The sequence below is a fragment of the Streptomyces sp. NBC_00996 genome, from assembly GCF_045162675.1.
In the GTDB taxonomy this organism is placed as follows: Bacteria; Actinomycetota; Actinomycetes; order Streptomycetales; family Streptomycetaceae; genus Streptomyces.
Map to the genome: position 1 here is coordinate 9081851 of NZ_CP108723.1, position 16452 is coordinate 9098302.

14 protein-coding genes and 2 pseudogenes are annotated in these 16452 nt (G+C 69.9%); 6 read left to right on the forward strand and 10 right to left on the reverse strand.

The window, feature by feature from the left end; all coding sequences use genetic code 11:
- Nucleotides 1–101 precede the first annotated feature (101 nt).
- Nucleotides 102–1967, forward strand: a complete 1866-nt coding sequence (dnaK, locus tag OG390_RS42130) for a molecular chaperone DnaK (RefSeq protein WP_406175344.1) — start codon at nucleotides 102–104, stop codon at nucleotides 1965–1967.
- Between the two features lie 93 nt (nucleotides 1968–2060).
- On the opposite strand, the gene narI is transcribed toward dnaK, so the two are convergent.
- From narI to OG390_RS42165, 7 genes are all read right to left on the reverse strand, one after another.
- Nucleotides 2061–2783, reverse strand: coding sequence for a respiratory nitrate reductase subunit gamma (narI, locus tag OG390_RS42135; RefSeq protein WP_406175345.1), 723 nt, complete (start codon nucleotides 2781–2783; stop codon nucleotides 2061–2063).
- Nucleotides 2780–3379, reverse strand: coding sequence for a nitrate reductase molybdenum cofactor assembly chaperone (gene narJ, locus OG390_RS42140; RefSeq protein ID WP_406175347.1), 600 nt, complete (start codon nucleotides 3377–3379; stop codon nucleotides 2780–2782). Before narJ ends, narI begins: the two co-directional genes overlap by 4 nt.
- Nucleotides 3376–4968 carry a nitrate reductase subunit beta gene (narH, locus tag OG390_RS42145; RefSeq protein WP_406175349.1) on the reverse strand — a complete coding sequence of 531 codons (1593 nt, stop codon included), beginning with the start codon at nucleotides 4966–4968 and terminating at the stop codon, nucleotides 3376–3378. The genes narJ and narH overlap by 4 nt, the downstream gene beginning before the upstream one ends.
- Nucleotides 4968–6692, reverse strand: coding sequence for a molybdopterin dinucleotide binding domain-containing protein (locus OG390_RS42150; RefSeq protein ID WP_406178191.1), 1725 nt, complete (start codon nucleotides 6690–6692; stop codon nucleotides 4968–4970). The genes narH and OG390_RS42150 overlap by 1 nt, the downstream gene beginning before the upstream one ends.
- A 749-nt stretch (nucleotides 6693–7441) precedes the next feature.
- Nucleotides 7442–8257 (reverse strand): SAM-dependent methyltransferase, encoded by an 816-nt coding sequence (locus OG390_RS42155; protein ID WP_406175351.1) that lies wholly within the window; start codon nucleotides 8255–8257, stop codon nucleotides 7442–7444.
- A gap of 57 nt (nucleotides 8258–8314) precedes the next feature.
- On the reverse strand, nucleotides 8315–9178 hold the full coding sequence (locus OG390_RS42160) for a helix-turn-helix domain-containing protein (RefSeq protein WP_406175353.1): 864 nt from the start codon (nucleotides 9176–9178) through the stop codon (nucleotides 8315–8317).
- 306 nt (nucleotides 9179–9484) lie between these two features.
- The gene (locus OG390_RS42165; RefSeq protein WP_406175355.1) at nucleotides 9485–10318 is read right to left on the reverse strand and encodes a helix-turn-helix domain-containing protein; all 834 of its coding nucleotides are present in this window, start codon (nucleotides 10316–10318) and stop codon (nucleotides 9485–9487) included.
- A 27-nt stretch (nucleotides 10319–10345) separates the two neighbouring features.
- On the opposite strand from OG390_RS42165, the gene OG390_RS42170 reads away from it, so the two are divergent.
- From OG390_RS42170 to OG390_RS42180, 3 genes and pseudogenes are all read left to right on the forward strand, one after another.
- Nucleotides 10346–11416 carry an ADP-ribosylglycohydrolase family protein gene (locus OG390_RS42170; RefSeq protein ID WP_406175357.1) on the forward strand — a complete coding sequence of 357 codons (1071 nt, stop codon included), beginning with the start codon at nucleotides 10346–10348 and terminating at the stop codon, nucleotides 11414–11416.
- Between the two features lie 225 nt (nucleotides 11417–11641).
- Complete coding sequence (locus OG390_RS42175; protein WP_406175359.1) at nucleotides 11642–11947, forward strand: 4a-hydroxytetrahydrobiopterin dehydratase; 306 nt, start codon at nucleotides 11642–11644, stop codon at nucleotides 11945–11947.
- 5 nt (nucleotides 11948–11952) lie between these two features.
- Nucleotides 11953–12747: pseudogene (locus tag OG390_RS42180) on the forward strand (class I SAM-dependent methyltransferase).
- On the opposite strand, the gene OG390_RS42185 reads toward OG390_RS42180, so the two are convergent.
- Nucleotides 12725–13192, reverse strand: a complete 468-nt coding sequence (locus tag OG390_RS42185; RefSeq protein WP_406175361.1) for a hypothetical protein — start codon at nucleotides 13190–13192, stop codon at nucleotides 12725–12727. The pseudogene OG390_RS42180 and the gene OG390_RS42185 overlap by 23 nt on opposite strands.
- Nucleotides 13189–13668 (reverse strand): hypothetical protein, encoded by a 480-nt coding sequence (locus OG390_RS42190; RefSeq protein ID WP_406175363.1) that lies wholly within the window; start codon nucleotides 13666–13668, stop codon nucleotides 13189–13191. Before OG390_RS42190 ends, OG390_RS42185 begins: the two co-directional genes overlap by 4 nt.
- Nucleotides 13669–13730: 62 nt before the next feature.
- On the opposite strand from OG390_RS42190, the gene OG390_RS42195 reads away from it, so the two are divergent.
- Nucleotides 13731–14678, forward strand: coding sequence for a helix-turn-helix transcriptional regulator (locus OG390_RS42195; protein ID WP_406178192.1), 948 nt, complete (start codon nucleotides 13731–13733; stop codon nucleotides 14676–14678).
- Between the two features lie 31 nt (nucleotides 14679–14709).
- Nucleotides 14710–14859 (forward strand): hypothetical protein, encoded by a 150-nt coding sequence (locus OG390_RS42200; protein WP_406178400.1) that lies wholly within the window; start codon nucleotides 14710–14712, stop codon nucleotides 14857–14859.
- Here the strand turns inward: OG390_RS42200 and OG390_RS42205 are convergent.
- A pseudogene (locus OG390_RS42205) lies at nucleotides 14787–16450 on the reverse strand (WD40/YVTN/BNR-like repeat-containing protein); the annotation flags it as partial. The gene OG390_RS42200 and the pseudogene OG390_RS42205 overlap by 73 nt on opposite strands.
- Nucleotides 16451–16452 lie beyond the last annotated feature (2 nt).

The following is a 16452-nucleotide window of genomic DNA, read 5'->3' on the forward strand; positions in this document are numbered from 1 at the left end:
CCGTCGCGTCCGGGCCCGCCCGGGGCACTCGCCCCATTGACAACCGGGCGCTCAAGTTTTGTGCTGGAGATCGGGCAGAGCCCTGGCGGAAGGGGACGGACATGACACGTGCGGTCGGGATCGATCTCGGTACGACGAACTCGGTGGTGGCCGTCCTGGAGGGCGGCGACCCCACCGTCGTCGCCAACGCCGAGGGCGCGCGCACCACGCCCTCCGTGGTGGCCTTCGCCAAGAACAGCGAGGTGCTCGTCGGCGAGGTCGCCAAGCGGCAGGCGGTGACCAACGTGGAGCGCACCGCGCGCTCCGTGAAGCGCCACATGGGTGACGCGAGCTGGCGTTTCCCGGAGAAGGGTGACATCGACGGCACCCGCTACCGTGCGCAGGAGCTGTCCGCGCGCGTGCTGCAGAAGCTGAAGCGGGACGCGGAGGCCTACCTCGGCGAGGACGTCACGGACGCCGTGATCACCGTCCCCGCCTACTTCGACGACGCCCAGCGCCAGGCCACCAAGGAGGCCGGCGAGATCGCCGGCCTCAAAGTCCTGCGGATCATCAACGAGCCGACGGCCGCCGCCCTCGCCTACGGGCTCGACCGCGGCGAGGAGCAGACCGTCCTCGTCTTCGACCTGGGCGGTGGCACCTTCGACGTCTCGCTCCTGGAGATCGGCGACGGAGTCATCGAGGTCAAGGCCACCAACGGCGACACCCGGCTCGGCGGCGACGACTGGGACCAGCGGATCGTCGAGCACCTCGCCCAGCGCTTCAAGGCGTCGTACGGCATCGAGCTCGGCCACGACAAGATGGCACTGCAGCGGCTGCGCGAGGGCGCCGAGAAGGCCAAGATCGAGCTGTCCAGCTCCTCCGAGACGACCATCAACCTGCCCTACATCACCGCCACCGCCGAGGGTCCGCTGCACCTCGACGAGAAGCTGACACGCGCCCAGTTCCAGGAGCTGACCGCCGACCTGCTCGACCGCTGCAAGACCCCCTTCCACCAGGCGGTCAAGGACGCGGGCGTCAAGCTGTCCGTGGTGGACCACGTCATCCTGGTGGGCGGCTCCACCCGCATGCCCGCCGTGACCGACCTCGTGAAGGAACTCACGGGCAAGGATCCGCACAAGGGCGTCAACCCGGACGAGGTCGTGGCGGTCGGTGCCGCTCTCCAGGCGGGTGTCATCCGTGGCGACGTCAAGGACGTCCTCCTTCTCGACGTCACCCCGCTGTCCCTCGGCATCGAGACCAAGGGCGGCATCATGACGAAGCTCATCGAGCGCAACACCACGATCCCGACCCGGCGTTCGGAGATCTTCACCACGGCCGCGGACAACCAGCCGTCGGTCGGCATCCAGGTCTACCAGGGCGAGCGCGAGATCGCCGCGTACAACAAGAAGCTCGGCGTCTTCGACCTCACCGGGCTGCCGCCCGCGCCGCGCGGGGTGCCGCAGATCGAGGTCGCCTTCGACATCGACGCCAACGGGATCATGCATGTCTCGGCGAAGGACCTCGCCACCGGGCGCGAACAGAAGATGACCGTCACCGGCGGCTCCGCGCTCCCCAAGGACGACATCGACCGGATGATGCGCGAGGCCGAGCAGTACGCCGAGGAGGACCAGAAGCGCCGCGAGGCCGCGGAGACCCGCAACCAGGGCGAGCAGCTCGTCTACCAGACCGAGAAGTTCATCCGCGACAACGCCGAGCGCATCCCGCCCGACACCAGGACGGAGGTCGAGGCGGCGGCAGCCGACCTGAAACAACTCCTGGAGGACTCTTCCACCGACACGTCCGCCATGCGCACCGCCATCGAGAAGCTGGCCACCGTCAGCCAGAAGATGGGCCAGGCGATGTACTCGCAGGCCCAGCCGACACCCCAGGACGAGCCGGCCACCGAGCACGCCCCGGCCGAGGAGGAGGGCGTGGTCGACGCCGAGATCGTCGACGAGGACCGGGAGCCGAAGGGAGGCGCGGCTTAGGGCCTGCCGTCAGCCTCCCGTCGTCCGCCCGGAGGCCGGGAAGGTGACGACAGCTCTGACGACCTCGTGCACGGCCAACCGCGCACGAGGCCGTCAGACGTCCGTCTTCTCCCAGCCACGCCGTGCGGGCCGCGGCCCGAGCTGCCTCGGGTCGCGGCTGCGGTACACGACGTACGGGCGGAACAGGTACTGCACCGGCGCGCTGAACATATGGACGAGGCGGGTGTACGGAACGAGCGCGATCAGCGCCATCCCGATCACCGCGTGCACCTGGTACAGCGCCGGCACGCCGTGCATCAGCTCCGTCCTGGGCCGGAGCGTGAACAGGCTGCGGGCCCAGGGCGCGATCGTCTGCCGGTAGTTGTAGCCGTCGCCGGACGCGTGTGTCAGCTTGGCGGTCATGCCCAGCACGATCGCGCCGAGCAGCACGACGTACATCAGCTTGTCGTTGACGGTCGTCGCGCGGAACACCGGCGAGTTCGTCCGTCTGCGGTAGATCAGCAGCAGGATGCCGAGCACGGTGAGGACTCCGGCCGCCGTGCCGCCGTACAGCGAGAACAGGTGGTACGTCTGCTCGCCGATCCCGAGCGACTCGGTCCAGGACTCGGGGACGAACAGGCCGATCAGATGTCCGACGAGCACGAACAGGATGCCGTAGTGGAACGCGGGCGAGGCGATGTTGAGCAGCTTCGACTCGTACACCTGCGACGAGCGCGTGGTCCAGCCGAACTTGTCGTAGCGGTGGCGCCAGACGAGCCCCGCGATCAGCAGCGCGAAGGCGATGTACGGCAGGGCGCCCCACAGGAAGGTCGTCATGAGCTTTCTCCGATGACGGCAAGGGGTTCGAGGCCGATGGCGCCGAAGGGTTCGAGCCCGACCTCTTCGCGGGGAGGACCGGAACGGGCCAGCGCCAGCGCCTCGGCGCGGTCCTTCGGGGACGGGCCCGGCATCGTCGCGCACACGGCTTCGAGGATGCTCGCGTACGGGGTGCCGAAGTCGGTGAGCGCGATCCGCAGCAACTCCAGGCCGCCGCGGTACTCGTCGAGGAGCCCCCGATGGCCCGTTCGCGCCGCGAACTCCAGCACCACGGGCAGGAAGTCGGGCAACTCCTCGCCGCAGAAATCCAGCCCGTGCTCCCGGTACACCTCCTTGAAGCGCACCAGCGACATCCCGCGCCGCCGGGTGTCGCCGTCGCGCCACCAGCTCAGATAGAGGCTGTGCCGGTTCTTGAAGTCGAAGACCTGGACATAGTGGGCGGCGAGATCCCGAGGGGGCTGTGCGGCCGCGTGAGAGAGGAACTCCCCGAGCTCCGGGGCGGCTCGACGCAGCAGCGGCAACCGCTCGTGGAACTCCTCGTCCGGGTACGAGAGACAGTACGCGGCGGCCTGATACAGCACGGCATGGTCTCTCATGTGTCCTCCCGGTCCGCCGTCTGCCGCTTGCGCAGGGCGTGGAAGCTCTCCACCGACACCAGCGGAAGCTGCTTGCGGCCCGAGTCCTGGCCGAACGGGCCGTCGCCGCCCATGCCCGGCCCGCCCTCGTAGTCGAGGCTGCATCCGTCGGGCAGCGCCGACTCCTCCAGACGCCTGGCGTCCCCGAGGGCGGCCGTGGGAATGACGTACCGGTCCTCGTACTTGGCGATCGCCAGCAGCCGGTGCATCTCCTCGATCTCCGCGCCCTCCATACCGACGGACGAGGCGATCGACGCGTCGGGCTGCTCACCGAGGTTGATGGCCCGCATGTGGGAGCGCATGGCGGCGAGCCTGCCGAGCGAGGCGCGGACCGGCCCGACGTCACCGGCGGTGAAGATCTCCGCCAGGTATTCGAGCGGGATGCGGAGCGTGTCGATCGCGCCGAAGAGGTTGTCCAGGTCCTCGCCGTCGTGCCCGGTCCCGGTCAGCGCGTCGACCACGGGGGACAGCGGCGGGATGTACCAGACCATCGGCATCGTGCGGTACTCCGGATGCAGCGGCAGCGCCACCCGGTACTTGCCGACCAGCGCGTGCACGGGGGAGCGGCGGGCCGCCTCCATCCAGTCGTACGGGATCCCGGCCTCCTCGGCGGCGCGCTGCACCCCGGGGTCCTCGGGGTCGAGGAAGATGCCCAACTGGGCTTCGTACAAATCCTGTTCACTCGGCGTGGACGCGGCCGAGGTCACCTTGTCGGCGTCGTACAGGATCACTCCGAGATAGCGCAGCCGTCCCACGCACGTCTCGGAGCAGACGGTCGGGAGGCCCACTTCGACGCGGGGATAGCAGAGCGTGCACTTCTCGGCCTTGCCGGTGCGGTGGTTGAAGTACACCTTCTTGTACGGGCATCCGGTCACACACATCCGCCAGCCCCGGCAGCGGTCCTGGTCGACCAGGACGATGCCGTCCTCGGCCCGCTTGTACATCGCGCCGGACGGACACGACGCCACGCACGACGGGTTGAGACAGTGCTCGCAGATGCGCGGCAGATAGAACATGAAGGTCTGCTCGAAGGCGAACTTCACCTTCTCGGAGGCCTGTTGGCGCGCCCGTTGGACCATGGGGTCCTGGTCGCCGTGTTCCGGAGCGCCCGCCAGGTTGTCGTCCCAGTTCGAGGACCACTCGATCTTCATCGGCTTGCCGGTGAGCTGCGAGACGGGCTGCGCGACCGGGAAGTCGTCGCCCAGCGGGGCATCGGTGAGGTTCTTGTAGTCGTACGTCCAGGGCTCGTAATAGTCCTTGATCTCCGGGAGCTCGGGGTTGGAGAAGATGCCGGCGAGCTTTCTGAACCGTCCGCCGGCCTTCAGCTTCAGCGCACCTCGCTTGTTGAGTTCCCAGCCGCCGCGCCACTTCTCCTGGTCCTCGTAGCGGCGCGGATAGCCCTGCCCGGGACGGGTCTCGACATTGTTGAACCAGACGTACTCCATGCCGTCCCGGTTGGTCCATGCCTGCTTGCAGGTGACCGAACAGGTGTGACAGCCAATGCACTTGTCGAGGTTCATGACCATGGCGATCTGGGCCATCGGGCGCATCAGTACTCGACCTCCTGACTGCGGCGGCGGATGACCGTCACCTCGTCGCGCTGGTTACCCGTCGGGCCCAGGTAGTTGAAGGCCCACGACAACTGGGCGTAGCCGCCGATGAGATGGGTCGGCTTGAGGATCAGCCGGGTCAGCGAGTTGTGGATGCCGCCACGCATGCCGGTGGTCTCCGTCTTCGGGACGTTCACCGTGCGCTCCTGGGCGTGGTGCATGTAGACCGTGCCCTCGGGCATCCGGTGCGAGACGACGGCCCGCGCGACGACCACGCCGTTGCGGTTGACGGCTTCGATCCAGTCGTTGTCCCGCACTCCGATCGCGTCCGCGTCCAGCGGCGACATCCAGATGTTCTGCCCGCCCCGGGAGAGCGAGAGCATGAACAGGTTGTCCTGGTACTCGGAGTGGATGGACCACTTGTTGTGCGGTGTGAGGTAACGGACCGTCACTTCCCGTTGTCCGTCCGGGCCGAGCCGTGGCTCCCCGAAGAGCCGGTTCATGTCCAGGGGCGGTCGGTAGACGGGCAGCGCCTCACCCAGTTCGTGGATCCAGTCGTGGTCGAGGAAGAAGTGCTGGCGTCCGGTGAGGGTGTGCCAGGGCTTGAGGTGCTCGGTGTTGAGGGTGAAGGCCGTGTAGCGACGGCCGCCCGATTCGCTGCCCGACCACTCCGGCGAGGTGATCACCGCGACGGGCGCGGCCTGCGTGTCCGCGTAGGTGACCCGCTTGCCCTCGTGCTCGGCGGCCAGGTGCGCCATCTCCTGGCCGGTACGGGCCTCCAGCGTGTGAAAGCCCTGCGTGGCCAGCCGTCCATTGGTCGTCCCGGACAGCGCGAGGATCGTGTTCGCGGCCTTCACGGCGGTGTCGAGCGCCGGGCGCCCGTGGGCGGGTCCGCCGCGCACGACACCGTTCAGCTCCCTGAGGTGCTCGACCTCCTCATCCGGCCTGAGCGCGATTCCCTTGGCGGGCAGGCCCAGTTTCTCCACCAGCGGCCCGAGCGCCGCGAACTTCGCCCCGATCGCCGTGTAGTCGCGCTCCACCACCGTCAGGTTCGGCAGCGTCTTCCCGGGCACCGGATCGCACTCACCTTGCTTCCAGTCCCGTACGACCCCGCCGGGCTGGGCGGTCTCGCCGGGAGTGTCGTGCTGGAGCGCGGTGGCGACGACGTCCTTGCGCACGCCGAGGTGGTCGACGGCGAGTTCGCTCAGCCGCTCGGCCAGCGCCTTGAACGTGTCGAAGTCGGTACGCGCCTGCCACGGAGGGTTCACCGCCGGGGAGAAGGAGTGGACGTAGGGATGCATGTCCGTGCTCGACAGATCGTGCTTCTCGTACCAGGTCGCGGCGGGCAGGACGACGTCGGACAGGAGGGTCGACGAGGTCTGCCGGAAGTCCAGGGACAGGAGCAGATCGAGCTTGCCCTCGGGGGCCTCCTCCCGCCAGGTCACATCCCTCGGCCGGACAGCGGGCTCCGCCTCCTCGGCCCGCAGCGACGAGTGGGTGCCCAGCAGATGCCTGGTGAAGTACTCGGCGCCCTTGGCCGAGGAGCCGAGCAGGTTGGCGCGCCACAGGGTCAGCACCCGCGGCCAGTTCTCCGGCGCGTCCGGGTCCTCGCAGGCGAACTTCAAGGTGCCCGCCCGGAGTTCGGCCACGACCTTCGCCACCGGATCGCCGAAGACCGCACCCAGCTCCAGCGGATTGCGGTCGAACGTCGGATACGACGGCATCCACCCCGAACGCGCGGACAGCGCGAGGCAGTCCGCGCCCGTCATGCCCGCGAAGCGGCCCTCGCCGAGCGGTGAGGCGGCGGCGGCGCTCGGCGTCGGCCTGGATGTCCGCCCAGGCCAGCACGGGGTCCCGCAGCCGGCCTTTCGCCTCCCGGTACATCTCCAGCAGGACGCCCCGGATGTACGGGTAGCGCACGCGGGTCGGCGAGTACGTGTACCAGGAGAAGGCGGCGCCCCGGGGACAGCCGCGCGGCTCGTACTCGGGGCGGTCGGGGCCCACCGACGGATAGTCCGTCTCCTGGGTCTCCCAGGTGATGATGCCGTCCTTGACGTACACCTTCCAGCGGCAGGAGCCGGTGCAGTTCACGCCGTGCGTGGAGTTCACGACCGTGTCGTGGCTCCAGCGGTCCCGGTAGAAGGAGTCCGCCTCACGGCCGCCGGTCAGCCGAACGCTGTGCAGGTCGGGTGCGACCGTGCCGGACCGGAAGAATTTTCCTGTGCGCAGCAGGGCGGCGCCCGGTTCCGTGGGCGGTATCTGCGTGTCGGTCACGTGCGCTCCCTCACTCGCCCCGTTGTGTCGAACCTAGGGGCGAGTGCGGGAGCGCACCTGTTCACGGCACCCGTACGGGTCAGGACGCGTGGGTACGGGTCAGGGCCCGCGCCTGCGGGTCAGGACGCGTGGGTACGGGTCAGGGCCCGCGCCTACGGGTCAGGACGCGTGGCTACGGGTCAGAGCCCGCGCCTACGGGTCAGGCCTTGATCGCGACCCCCGCGTACACCGGGACGACGCCCTCCGCCTGCGCGGCCACGTCCTCCGGCTCCGGCTGCCACTCGGAGACCGCGACCACCCCGGGCTCCTGGAGCTCCAGGCCGTCGAAGAACCGCGAGAACTCGGCGTGCGAGCGCGGGAAGAAGGGCGTACCGCTCTGGCGGAAGAGGCCCGCGGCCTTCTCGACGCCCTCGGGGCTGATGTCGGAGGTGACCTGGGACAGCACCAGCCAGCTGCCGGGGGCGAGCGCGTCGACGTACCCCTTGAGCAGGCCGTACACGTCGTCGCCGTCGGCGGCGTCGCCCAGGTAGTGGGTGAGCGCGACAAGCGACAGTGCGACCGGCTGGGCGAGGTCCAGGAACTCGCCGGCCAGGCGCAGGATCGTCTCCGGGGCGCGGACGTCGGCGTGCACGTAGTCGGTGGTGCCCTCGGCGGAGCCGTGCAGCAGGGCCTCCGCGTGCCGCAGGACGATCGGGTCGTTGTCCGCGTACACGACCTTGGACTCCGGCGCGACCTGCTGGGCCACCTGGTGCAGGTTGGGCTGGGTGGGGATGCCCGTGCCGATGTCCAGGAACTGGCGTATCCCGGACCGGGCGGCGGCGCGGGTCGCCCGGTGCATGAACCGGCGGTTGGCGCGCGCCCCGCGCACCGCGGTGCCGTCCGCGGCGAGGATCTTGCGGGCCAGTTCCTCGTCAACCGGGTAGTTGTCCTTGCCGCCCAGCCACCAGTCGTAGACGCGGGCGGGATGGGGCCGACTGGTGTCGATACGAGTGGGCGCGGATTCACTGCCGGTCATATGGATGCTCCTCAAGGTGCTCAATGGGTTCGGATGACGTCTCGTCCGGGTGGCATCTCAGAAGTTCTCGCGGAAGTCCCGGAGGATGTTCTTGGTGCGCTGGGCGGAGGCCGCGTGGGCGGACATGTGGTCGAGGACCTCCAGGTGCGTGGCCACCTCCGCGCGCGAGTCGAGGTAGAGGGCACCGGTCACGTACTCGCTGTAGACCATGTCCGGCAGCTCCGGCTCCGCGAAGCGGAACAGCGCGAAGGAGGTGTACGTGCCCGGGTGCGGGCCCTTCGCGTATTCGGCGACCTGGAGCGTGATGTGATCGCTCTCCATCGCCTGGAGGAGCCGGTCGATCTGGTCGCGCATGACCGAGGCGTGGATGCTCACGGGCCGGAGCAGTGCCGTCTCGTCCATGATCACCCAGAGGTGCGGCGGGTTCTCCCGGGTGAGCAGCTGCTGCCGGTTCATGCGCAGCGCCACATGCCGCTCGATGGTTTCGGGACCCGTCTGCCCGACCGTCCCGGCCTCCAGTACGGCCCGCGCGTAGTCCTCGGTCTGCAGCAGCCCGGGCACGAAGTGCGGCTCGTACGAGCGGATCATCCAGGCGGCGCCCTCCAGGCTGACGTGCATGCTGAACCAGTCCGGCAGTACATCGTGGAACCGCTGCCACCACCCCGGCTGGTTCGCCTCCTCGGCCAGCGTGACGAAGGCGTCCAGCTCTTCGTCGGCCACGCCGTACGTCGTCAACAGCACCTGTACGTAAGGGATCTTGAGGGCGACCTCGGCCATCTCCATCCGCCGCACGGTCGTCGGCGCGACCCGCAGCACACGGGCCGCCTCCTCCCGCTTGAGCCCCGCGGCCTCCCGCAACTCCTGCAGCCGCCGCCCCAGCACCACCTGCCCCACGGTGGGCGCAGCCCGCCGCTCACTCACGCCACGCCTCCCCACGCGCCGAAGTACCCGAGCAGTGTGTCATGTCCCCCCAGAACCCTCACAGGATCCGCGGAGCCGCCATCACCCCGGACGTAAGGGCACGCTGATTGCGCACCGTCTGGGTCGCTACTTCCCGGATGGGATTTCCCGGACACTGCGGGCGACAGTATCCACTTCAGTCCAGGAGTCTCCATGTCCGAACGCTGAGTCCGGCTCCCTCGATGGCTCCCCCGGAAGTGGGCGTGGTGGGCACTCGTGCCGCTCGGTCTCGATCCGGGCCTGGACCGTGCTCGAGTTGACTGACCGTCAGGAAATCTGTGACTGAAGGTACTTGGCCGTCGCCGGGTCCGCCGGGAGGAACGTCTCGATGGCCAGCTCGGCGACCGTCACGTCCATCGGCGTGTTGAAGGTCGAGATGGACGAGATGAACGACAGAACCCGGCCGTCGTGCTCGATCTGCATCGGGAGCGCGAAGTAGGGGACGGGATCGATCGGTTCGTCCTCCGCCGCCGCCGGGTCCGGGACCGGATACGCCGCCACTTCCTCGTACAGGGCGCGCAACGGCTGCGAGCGGCGCAGGGCGATCTGGCGGTCCATCTGTGCGAGCAGATGGTCGCGCCAGGCACGCAGGTTGCGGATGCGCGGCGCCAGACCCTCCGGGTGGAGGGTGAGACGCATGGCGTTCAGCGGAGGCGTGAGCAGGGACTCCGGTACGCCCTCCAAAAGCGTGATGATCCCCCGGTTCGCGGCGAGGACGTTGTACGTGGCGTCGACCACCAGTGCCGGATACGGCTCGTAGCCCTGGATCAGCCGCTCCATGCCCTCGCGCAGGGCGTCCATCGACGGGTCGTCGAGCGGGGTCTCCGGGTAGTGCGGCGCATAGCCGGCCGCGAGCAGGAGCGCGTTGCGATCCCGGACGGGAATGTCGAGATGCTCGGCGAGCCGCAGCACCATCTCCTCGCTGGGGCGGGAGCGGCCCGTCTCGATGAAGCTGACGTGCCGTGCCGACGAACCGGCCCGCAGCGCCAGCTCCAGCTGACTCACCCGCCGCTGCTCGCGCCAGCCGCGCAGCAGCGGGCCGATGCCCTTGTCGATGGGGGCAGTTGGGGGCGCCGCGGCTCCGGACGGGACAATGGTCATACAAGGACCGTAGTCGAGGAGTCGCGCGTGAACGAGTCGGGGAATCTGTCCTGGGAGGCCGAGGCGGTCTACCGGGCGCGGGTGCGGGGCTGTCTGCTGGGCGGGGCGGTCGGGGACGCCCTCGGCTATGCCATCGAGTTCGCCTCGCTGGAGCGGATCCGCGCCGCCCACGGGCCCGTGGGCGTGACCGGGCTCGTACCGGACGGCGACGGGATCGTGGGCCGGGTCAGCGACGACACACAGATGACGCTCTTCACCGTGGAAGGGCTCCAGCAGGCTCACGCGCGGGCCCGGCTCAAGGGGATCGGCGGCGCGTCGACCGCACTGGTCCGGCAGGCGTACGAGCGGTGGCTGGAGACACAGCACAAGGCCGAACCCGACGCGACGGCGACCGGCGGGCTCGCCGCGCAGGCCTGGCTGTACGCGCGCCGCGCCCCCGGCAACGCGTGTCTGTCCGGGCTCGCGCAGCAGCACATCCCCGACCCGTGGGGCGAGCTCGGTCCGCCAGGGCCCGTCAATCCGGAGTCCAAGGGGTGCGGCACGGTGATGCGCTCGGCGCCGTTCGGGCTCATGGTGCGCACCCCGGTCCGGCACGCGTTCGAGCTGGCCGCGCGGTGCGCCCAGATCACCCATGGTCACCCCACGGGGTACTACGCCGCCGGGGCGCTGGCCGCGATCGTCGGCCATCTGGTCGCGGGGGACTCCCTGGAGGGTGCCGTCCTGCGCACGCTGCGGCTGCTCGCCCGCCATCCCGGGCACGAGGAGACCACGCTCGCCCTGAACCGCGCCCTCGACCTGGCGGCGCTCGGCGCTCCCGGTGCGGAGAAGGTCGAGTCCCTCGGCGCCGGCTGGATCGCCGAGGAGGCCCTGGCCATGGGCGTCTACTCCGCCCTCGCCGGCGACAAGGTCACCGACGCCCTCCTGCTCTCCGTCAACCATTCCGGCGACAGCGACTCCACCGGGTCCATCTGCGGCAACCTCCTCGGCGCCCGGTACGGCGACCACAGCCTCCCTCAGGAGTGGCTGGAGCGGATCGAGGGGCGCGCGCAGATCGCCGCCCTGGCGGACGACTTCGCGACGGAGTGCGTACGGCGCTGAGGCCCACCCGGTGGGGGCTTGTAGCGCAGTTCCCCGCGCCCTTATTCAGGGGCGCGGGGAACTGGGGAATCTTTTAGGGGGGTCTGGGGGCGCAGCCCCCAGGGACGGGACGGGTAGGGGCGGCGGGGGCGAAAACCGCACGCCGATCCAGCTGACGGCAAGGGACTGTGGCACGCTGAGGCACAGCCTCACCCGCACCCCCCGTCGGACGAAAGGAGCGAGGTCATGGCCGTCGAACCGTTGTCGCAGAAGGAGATCGAGGAGCGGCTGGCGGAGCTGCCGGGCTGGTCGGTGGACGGCGACCGGCTCGCCCGTTCCTACCGGCTCGGCTCACACTTCGCGGCGACCGCGATGGTCGTGCACATCGCCCAGGTGCAGGAGGAGCTGAACCACCACTCCGATCTCACACTCGGCTACAACACCGTCTCCCTCACGGTGAACACGCACAGCGCCGGCGGCGCCGTCACCGAACTCGACTTCGCTCTCGCCCACAGGGTGGAGGACCTCGCCCCGGGGCACGGGGCAAACTGACCCACGTGCTGGACTACGACAAGGAAGCGGACGCGTACGACGCGACGCGGGGCGGTGAGTCCCGGGCCGCCGCGGCCGCCGACGCCGTGCTCGGCCTCGTCCCGGAGGCCGCGCGCAGCCTGCTCGACGTCGCGTGCGGCACCGGGATCGTGACGCGCCGCCTCGCCACCGGACGGCCGGGGCTGAGGGTGACGGGCGCGGACGCCGCGCACGGCATGGCGCGGCTGGCGGCCGCGCGCCTCCCGGGTGCCGTAGTCCTCGCCGACTCCCGTCAGTTCCCCTTCGAGGACGGCTCGTTCGACGCCGCATCCGTCGTCTGGCTGCTGCATCTGCTGGACGACGCGGCGCCCGTCGTCGCCGAGGCCGCCCGCGTCCTGCGCCCCGGCGGCGTTCTCGTCACCACCGCCGACAAGGCCGCCGCCCACCACGCGGGCAGCGACATGGACGCCCTTGCCGCGCCCTACCGCGAGGAGCGCGCCACGGACGAGGCCCGGCTCGTCACGGCGTAGACCGCCGAGCATGGCCTGCAGCCGAACGGTACGGCCCGGTTCCGGGGCCACGGCCAGGGACGGATCCCGCGCCGCCCGGCCCGCTACGTCCGGGACGGCGAGATCTACGCGACCGGCGGCACCGCTCTCGCCGAGCGCATCGAGGCGCTCCCGGGTCCGGACTCACCGCGCCCGGACCCCGAGTTCACCCTGCGGGCGTTCCGGAAGGCCTGGCCCGGCCCGCGGTCGGGCGGGCCCTCACGCCGCCGGTTTCCGAGGGCGTCCGTGCTCAAACAGCTCCCCGCCGTGTGAACTCCATGACCCAGTTGGTCACCCACGTCCTCTCCCCGTCCACGGAGAACGCCTGCTCCCAGCGCGCCGTGGTCCGCGAGATCCCCGACCACAGGAACCGCACCCGCACGTCTTTCCCGTCGTGCGTGTCGTCCCCGTAGAACTCGCCTCTGCCATCGGTGAATCGACCGATCACCGGGGGAAACAGCTTGCCGCCGCGGCTGGAGGACCAGTTCAGGGACCACTCCCGCGCGGCGGTGTCGAAGAGCCGCAGGGTGAGCCCCTTCCAGCCCTGACTCGGCACGTCCATCTCGTCGACGTTCGCGGCCCCGTCGAACAGGCTCCAGCAGCGGTTGGTGGCCGGGAACTCGTCCCAGTCGCTGTCGGTGTCGAGGAAGTCGGTGCGGCGCCGGTTGAGGACGTCCCACTCGCCGTGAAAGAAGTCGAAGTCGTGTGCGGTGCTCATGAGCGGTCTCCCGTGGTGCCCTCGGGAAGCGAGTCCGCGAGGTAGGCGTCGAGGTCGGGAACGTCGGGCGCCAGCATGTGCCGCACCCAGGCGTCGCGTTCGTGCAGAATCGGCGGCAGCTCCCAGACACAGCCGATCCACGGCAGGTCGGGCGTGATGAAGTGCGTCGGGTCCCGGTCCGGGCAGCCCAGCACCGGCTGGCCCGCCGACGCGCCCCGGAAGTGCAGGACGTTGTCCCACACCCAGCTGTACGCGTTGAGATACGCGCCGTCGTCGCCGCCCCGGTGCAGGACGACGAAGGTCGCGGGCGGCGTGCCGTCCGGCTCCGGAAGCAGCTTCGGGAGCATCGCGTACGCCGCCTGCTCCACCTCGGGCGCGATGCCCGCCGGATCGGCGGTGACGTGGTAGCGCTTGATCCGCCGTCCCGCCACCTCGATGGGCGGCGGCGCGGTCAGCAGTTTTTCCGAGAAGGCCATGCGAGGAAGCTAGGCCCGCTTCACTGACACCTTCTGTCAGTGAAGTCTGGGATTCTGGAGCGGTGAAATCAGCGCGGCTCGTCTCGATCCTCCTGCTCCTCCAGACCCGCGGCCGGATGACCGCCGCCCAGCTCGCCGAGGAGCTCGACGTCTCGGTGCGCACGGTCTACCGGGACGTCGAGGCGCTTGGCGCGGCCGGCGTCCCGCTGTACGGCGACGCCGGCCACGCGGGCGGTTACCAGCTCCTCGACGGTTACCGCACCCGCCTCACCGGCCTCACCACCGACGAGGCCGAGGCCCTGTTCCTCGCGGGCGTCCCCGGACCCGCCGCCGAGCTAGGCCTCGGCTCGGTCCTTGCCGCGGCCCAGCTGAAGGTGCGCGCCGCCCTCCCGCGCGAGCTGCGCGCGCACGCGGACCGGATCAGCGGCCGCTTCCACCTGGACGCGCCCGGCTGGTACGCGGAGGCCGAAGAGACCCCGTACCTCCCCGCCGTCGCCGACGCCGTCTGGAACAGCCGTGTCCTGCACATCCGCTACCGCCGCTGGCGCGAGCCCACCGATGTGGAGCGCCGCCTGGAGCCGTACGGCCTCGTCCTGAAGGCGGGCCGCTGGTACGTCGTGGCGGGGCCGGGCCCGCGGACGTTCCGCGTCGACCAGATCCTCGAACTCGCTTCGTCCGAGGAGGAGTTCGGCCGCCCGGGGGACTTCGATCTCGCCGGGTACTGGTCCGCGTACCAGAGGGACTTCCAGGAGCGACTGCACCGTGCGGAGGCGGTCGTCCGACTGGCACCGGGAATCCGGCTGAGCGGCCCGGCGGCGGACGCGGTGGCGGCCAACGGCCGGACGGGCGAGGACGGTTGGACGCGCGCCACCGTACCCATCGAGTCCGTGGACCACGCCCACCACGACTTCCTCCGCCTCGGTACGGACATCGAGGTGCTCGAACCGGCGGAGCTGCGGGAGCGGATCGCTCGGACGGTGACCGCGCTGGCGCGCACGTACGCGGGCTAGTGCCGCGTCAGCCAAGGTTCGCCCCGTCGCGATGCCCGGCACGTCCTCTGGCCGCACCGGCCGAAAGCCCAAGTACATCCAGTACGAGGACTTCCGGCCGGCACGCCGGCGGGTCCAGCTCGCGCCCTTGTCCGTGGAACGGAAGATCCCGCGTACGCCGCCGATCTTCGCGCTGGTGTAGAGCGTCTGGTACGAGGCACCCGTCGCGGCCTTGCCGAAGCCGATGGTGTCGGCCTGTTCGACGTTCGACAGATTGGTGAAGCTCGCGCCGCCGTCCGTCGAGTGCCACAGCCCGTACGCGCCGTCGCTCGCGCCGCCCGCCAGCCACACGTCGCCCTTCGCGCCGGGCAGCGCCTTGAAGCGCACGCTGTCACCGCTCGGCAGGCCGGTGGCGGCCGACGCGGTGAAGTCCGCGCCGCCGTCCGAACTGACGTAGAACTTGCCTGTCTTGAAGCCTTTGAAGGTCTTCAAGTCCACCCGGTCCGACTCGACGATCGCGCCGGACGGTATCCCGTCGGACGCCGACCACGAGGTACCGAACCCGGTCGTGTACTGCACGCCGGTGCCCGCCGGGCTCCACACGAAGCGGCTGCCGTCGGACGCGGCCGCGACCGTGCCGCCTCCCGTGACGCCCGAAGGGTCGCTGCCCGCGAACCAGTTGGCACCGTAGTCCGTCGAGAAGCCGATGTGCGGGCCCGAGTCGAGGTTGCCGACCCGGACGACCGTGCTCGGATTGGTCTCGGCGTAGTCGAGGCTCGTCGTGGTGGTGAGGTTCGGCGAGGTGTACATCATCGACGGTACCTTGGTGAGGTCCGTGTGGCGGAAGCCGCCGATGTCACCGAGGGCACTGAGCAGGGACGCTCCCGACGGGGGAGAGGCGAGATCGTTGACGGCCGTCTCCTCAAGACCCTGGATCGTCGGCTTGATGGTGAACCGGCTGCCGCTGTCCCAGTTGGGTTCTCGGTGCCGTAGATCGTCGCGCCCGTCCCGTACATCATCCGGGCGGAGTTGTGAACGGGTCGATCTCCAACCCCTCTGTCATCCACCCGAGTTTGGGCGACTGCTCGGGCGGCGACGGGTCTGCGCCGAAGGTAAGCCAGGGCACGGACGAGACGTCCACTGTGTAGCGGTTCGCGCGGTTGGGATACGAGGTGTAGTCCCAGGCCTTCGTCCAGGTGCCGCCGCTGTCCGTGGACCTGAGATCTGGGTGTCGGGCCACCAGGAGCTGTATGCCGTCGCCATCACCGTGCCCGGATGCTGCCGGTCGACCGTCAGCCCGCTGAAGCCGTAGTACGTGTCGGCCTCCGCTACGGGGCTGATGTCCGTCCAGGTGCCGGTCTTGGTCGCGTACCGCCACAGCTGTCCCTTGTCACCGTCGTACGGGCCGCCCTTGTCGCTGTAGGCGAGATAGAGATAGCCGTTGGTGGCGTCGAGGACGCCCTTGTGGGCGAGATAGCCGGTGGGCTGCCCGGCGAGCCGGGACCAGGTCGCTCCCCCGTCCGTCGAGCGGTAGACCGCGTTGTCCTTGTCGGCGACCCCGACGTAGACGGTCCGCGTCGCGCTGCCGGACGTACCCGTCGACTCGTCGAAGGTGACCCAGGCGGTGCCCTGGTTGTCGGAGGCGTAGCCGCTGGTGTCGGTCGAATCCTGCACGTAATTACCGACGTCGGGGAAGTTCGTGACCCCCAGCTCGCCCCCGAGTCCGTCGAGCGCCACAGGCCCTTGCCGCTGGGCGCGCCCAGATAGAGCACGCTGTTCTTGTGGGGGTCCACGA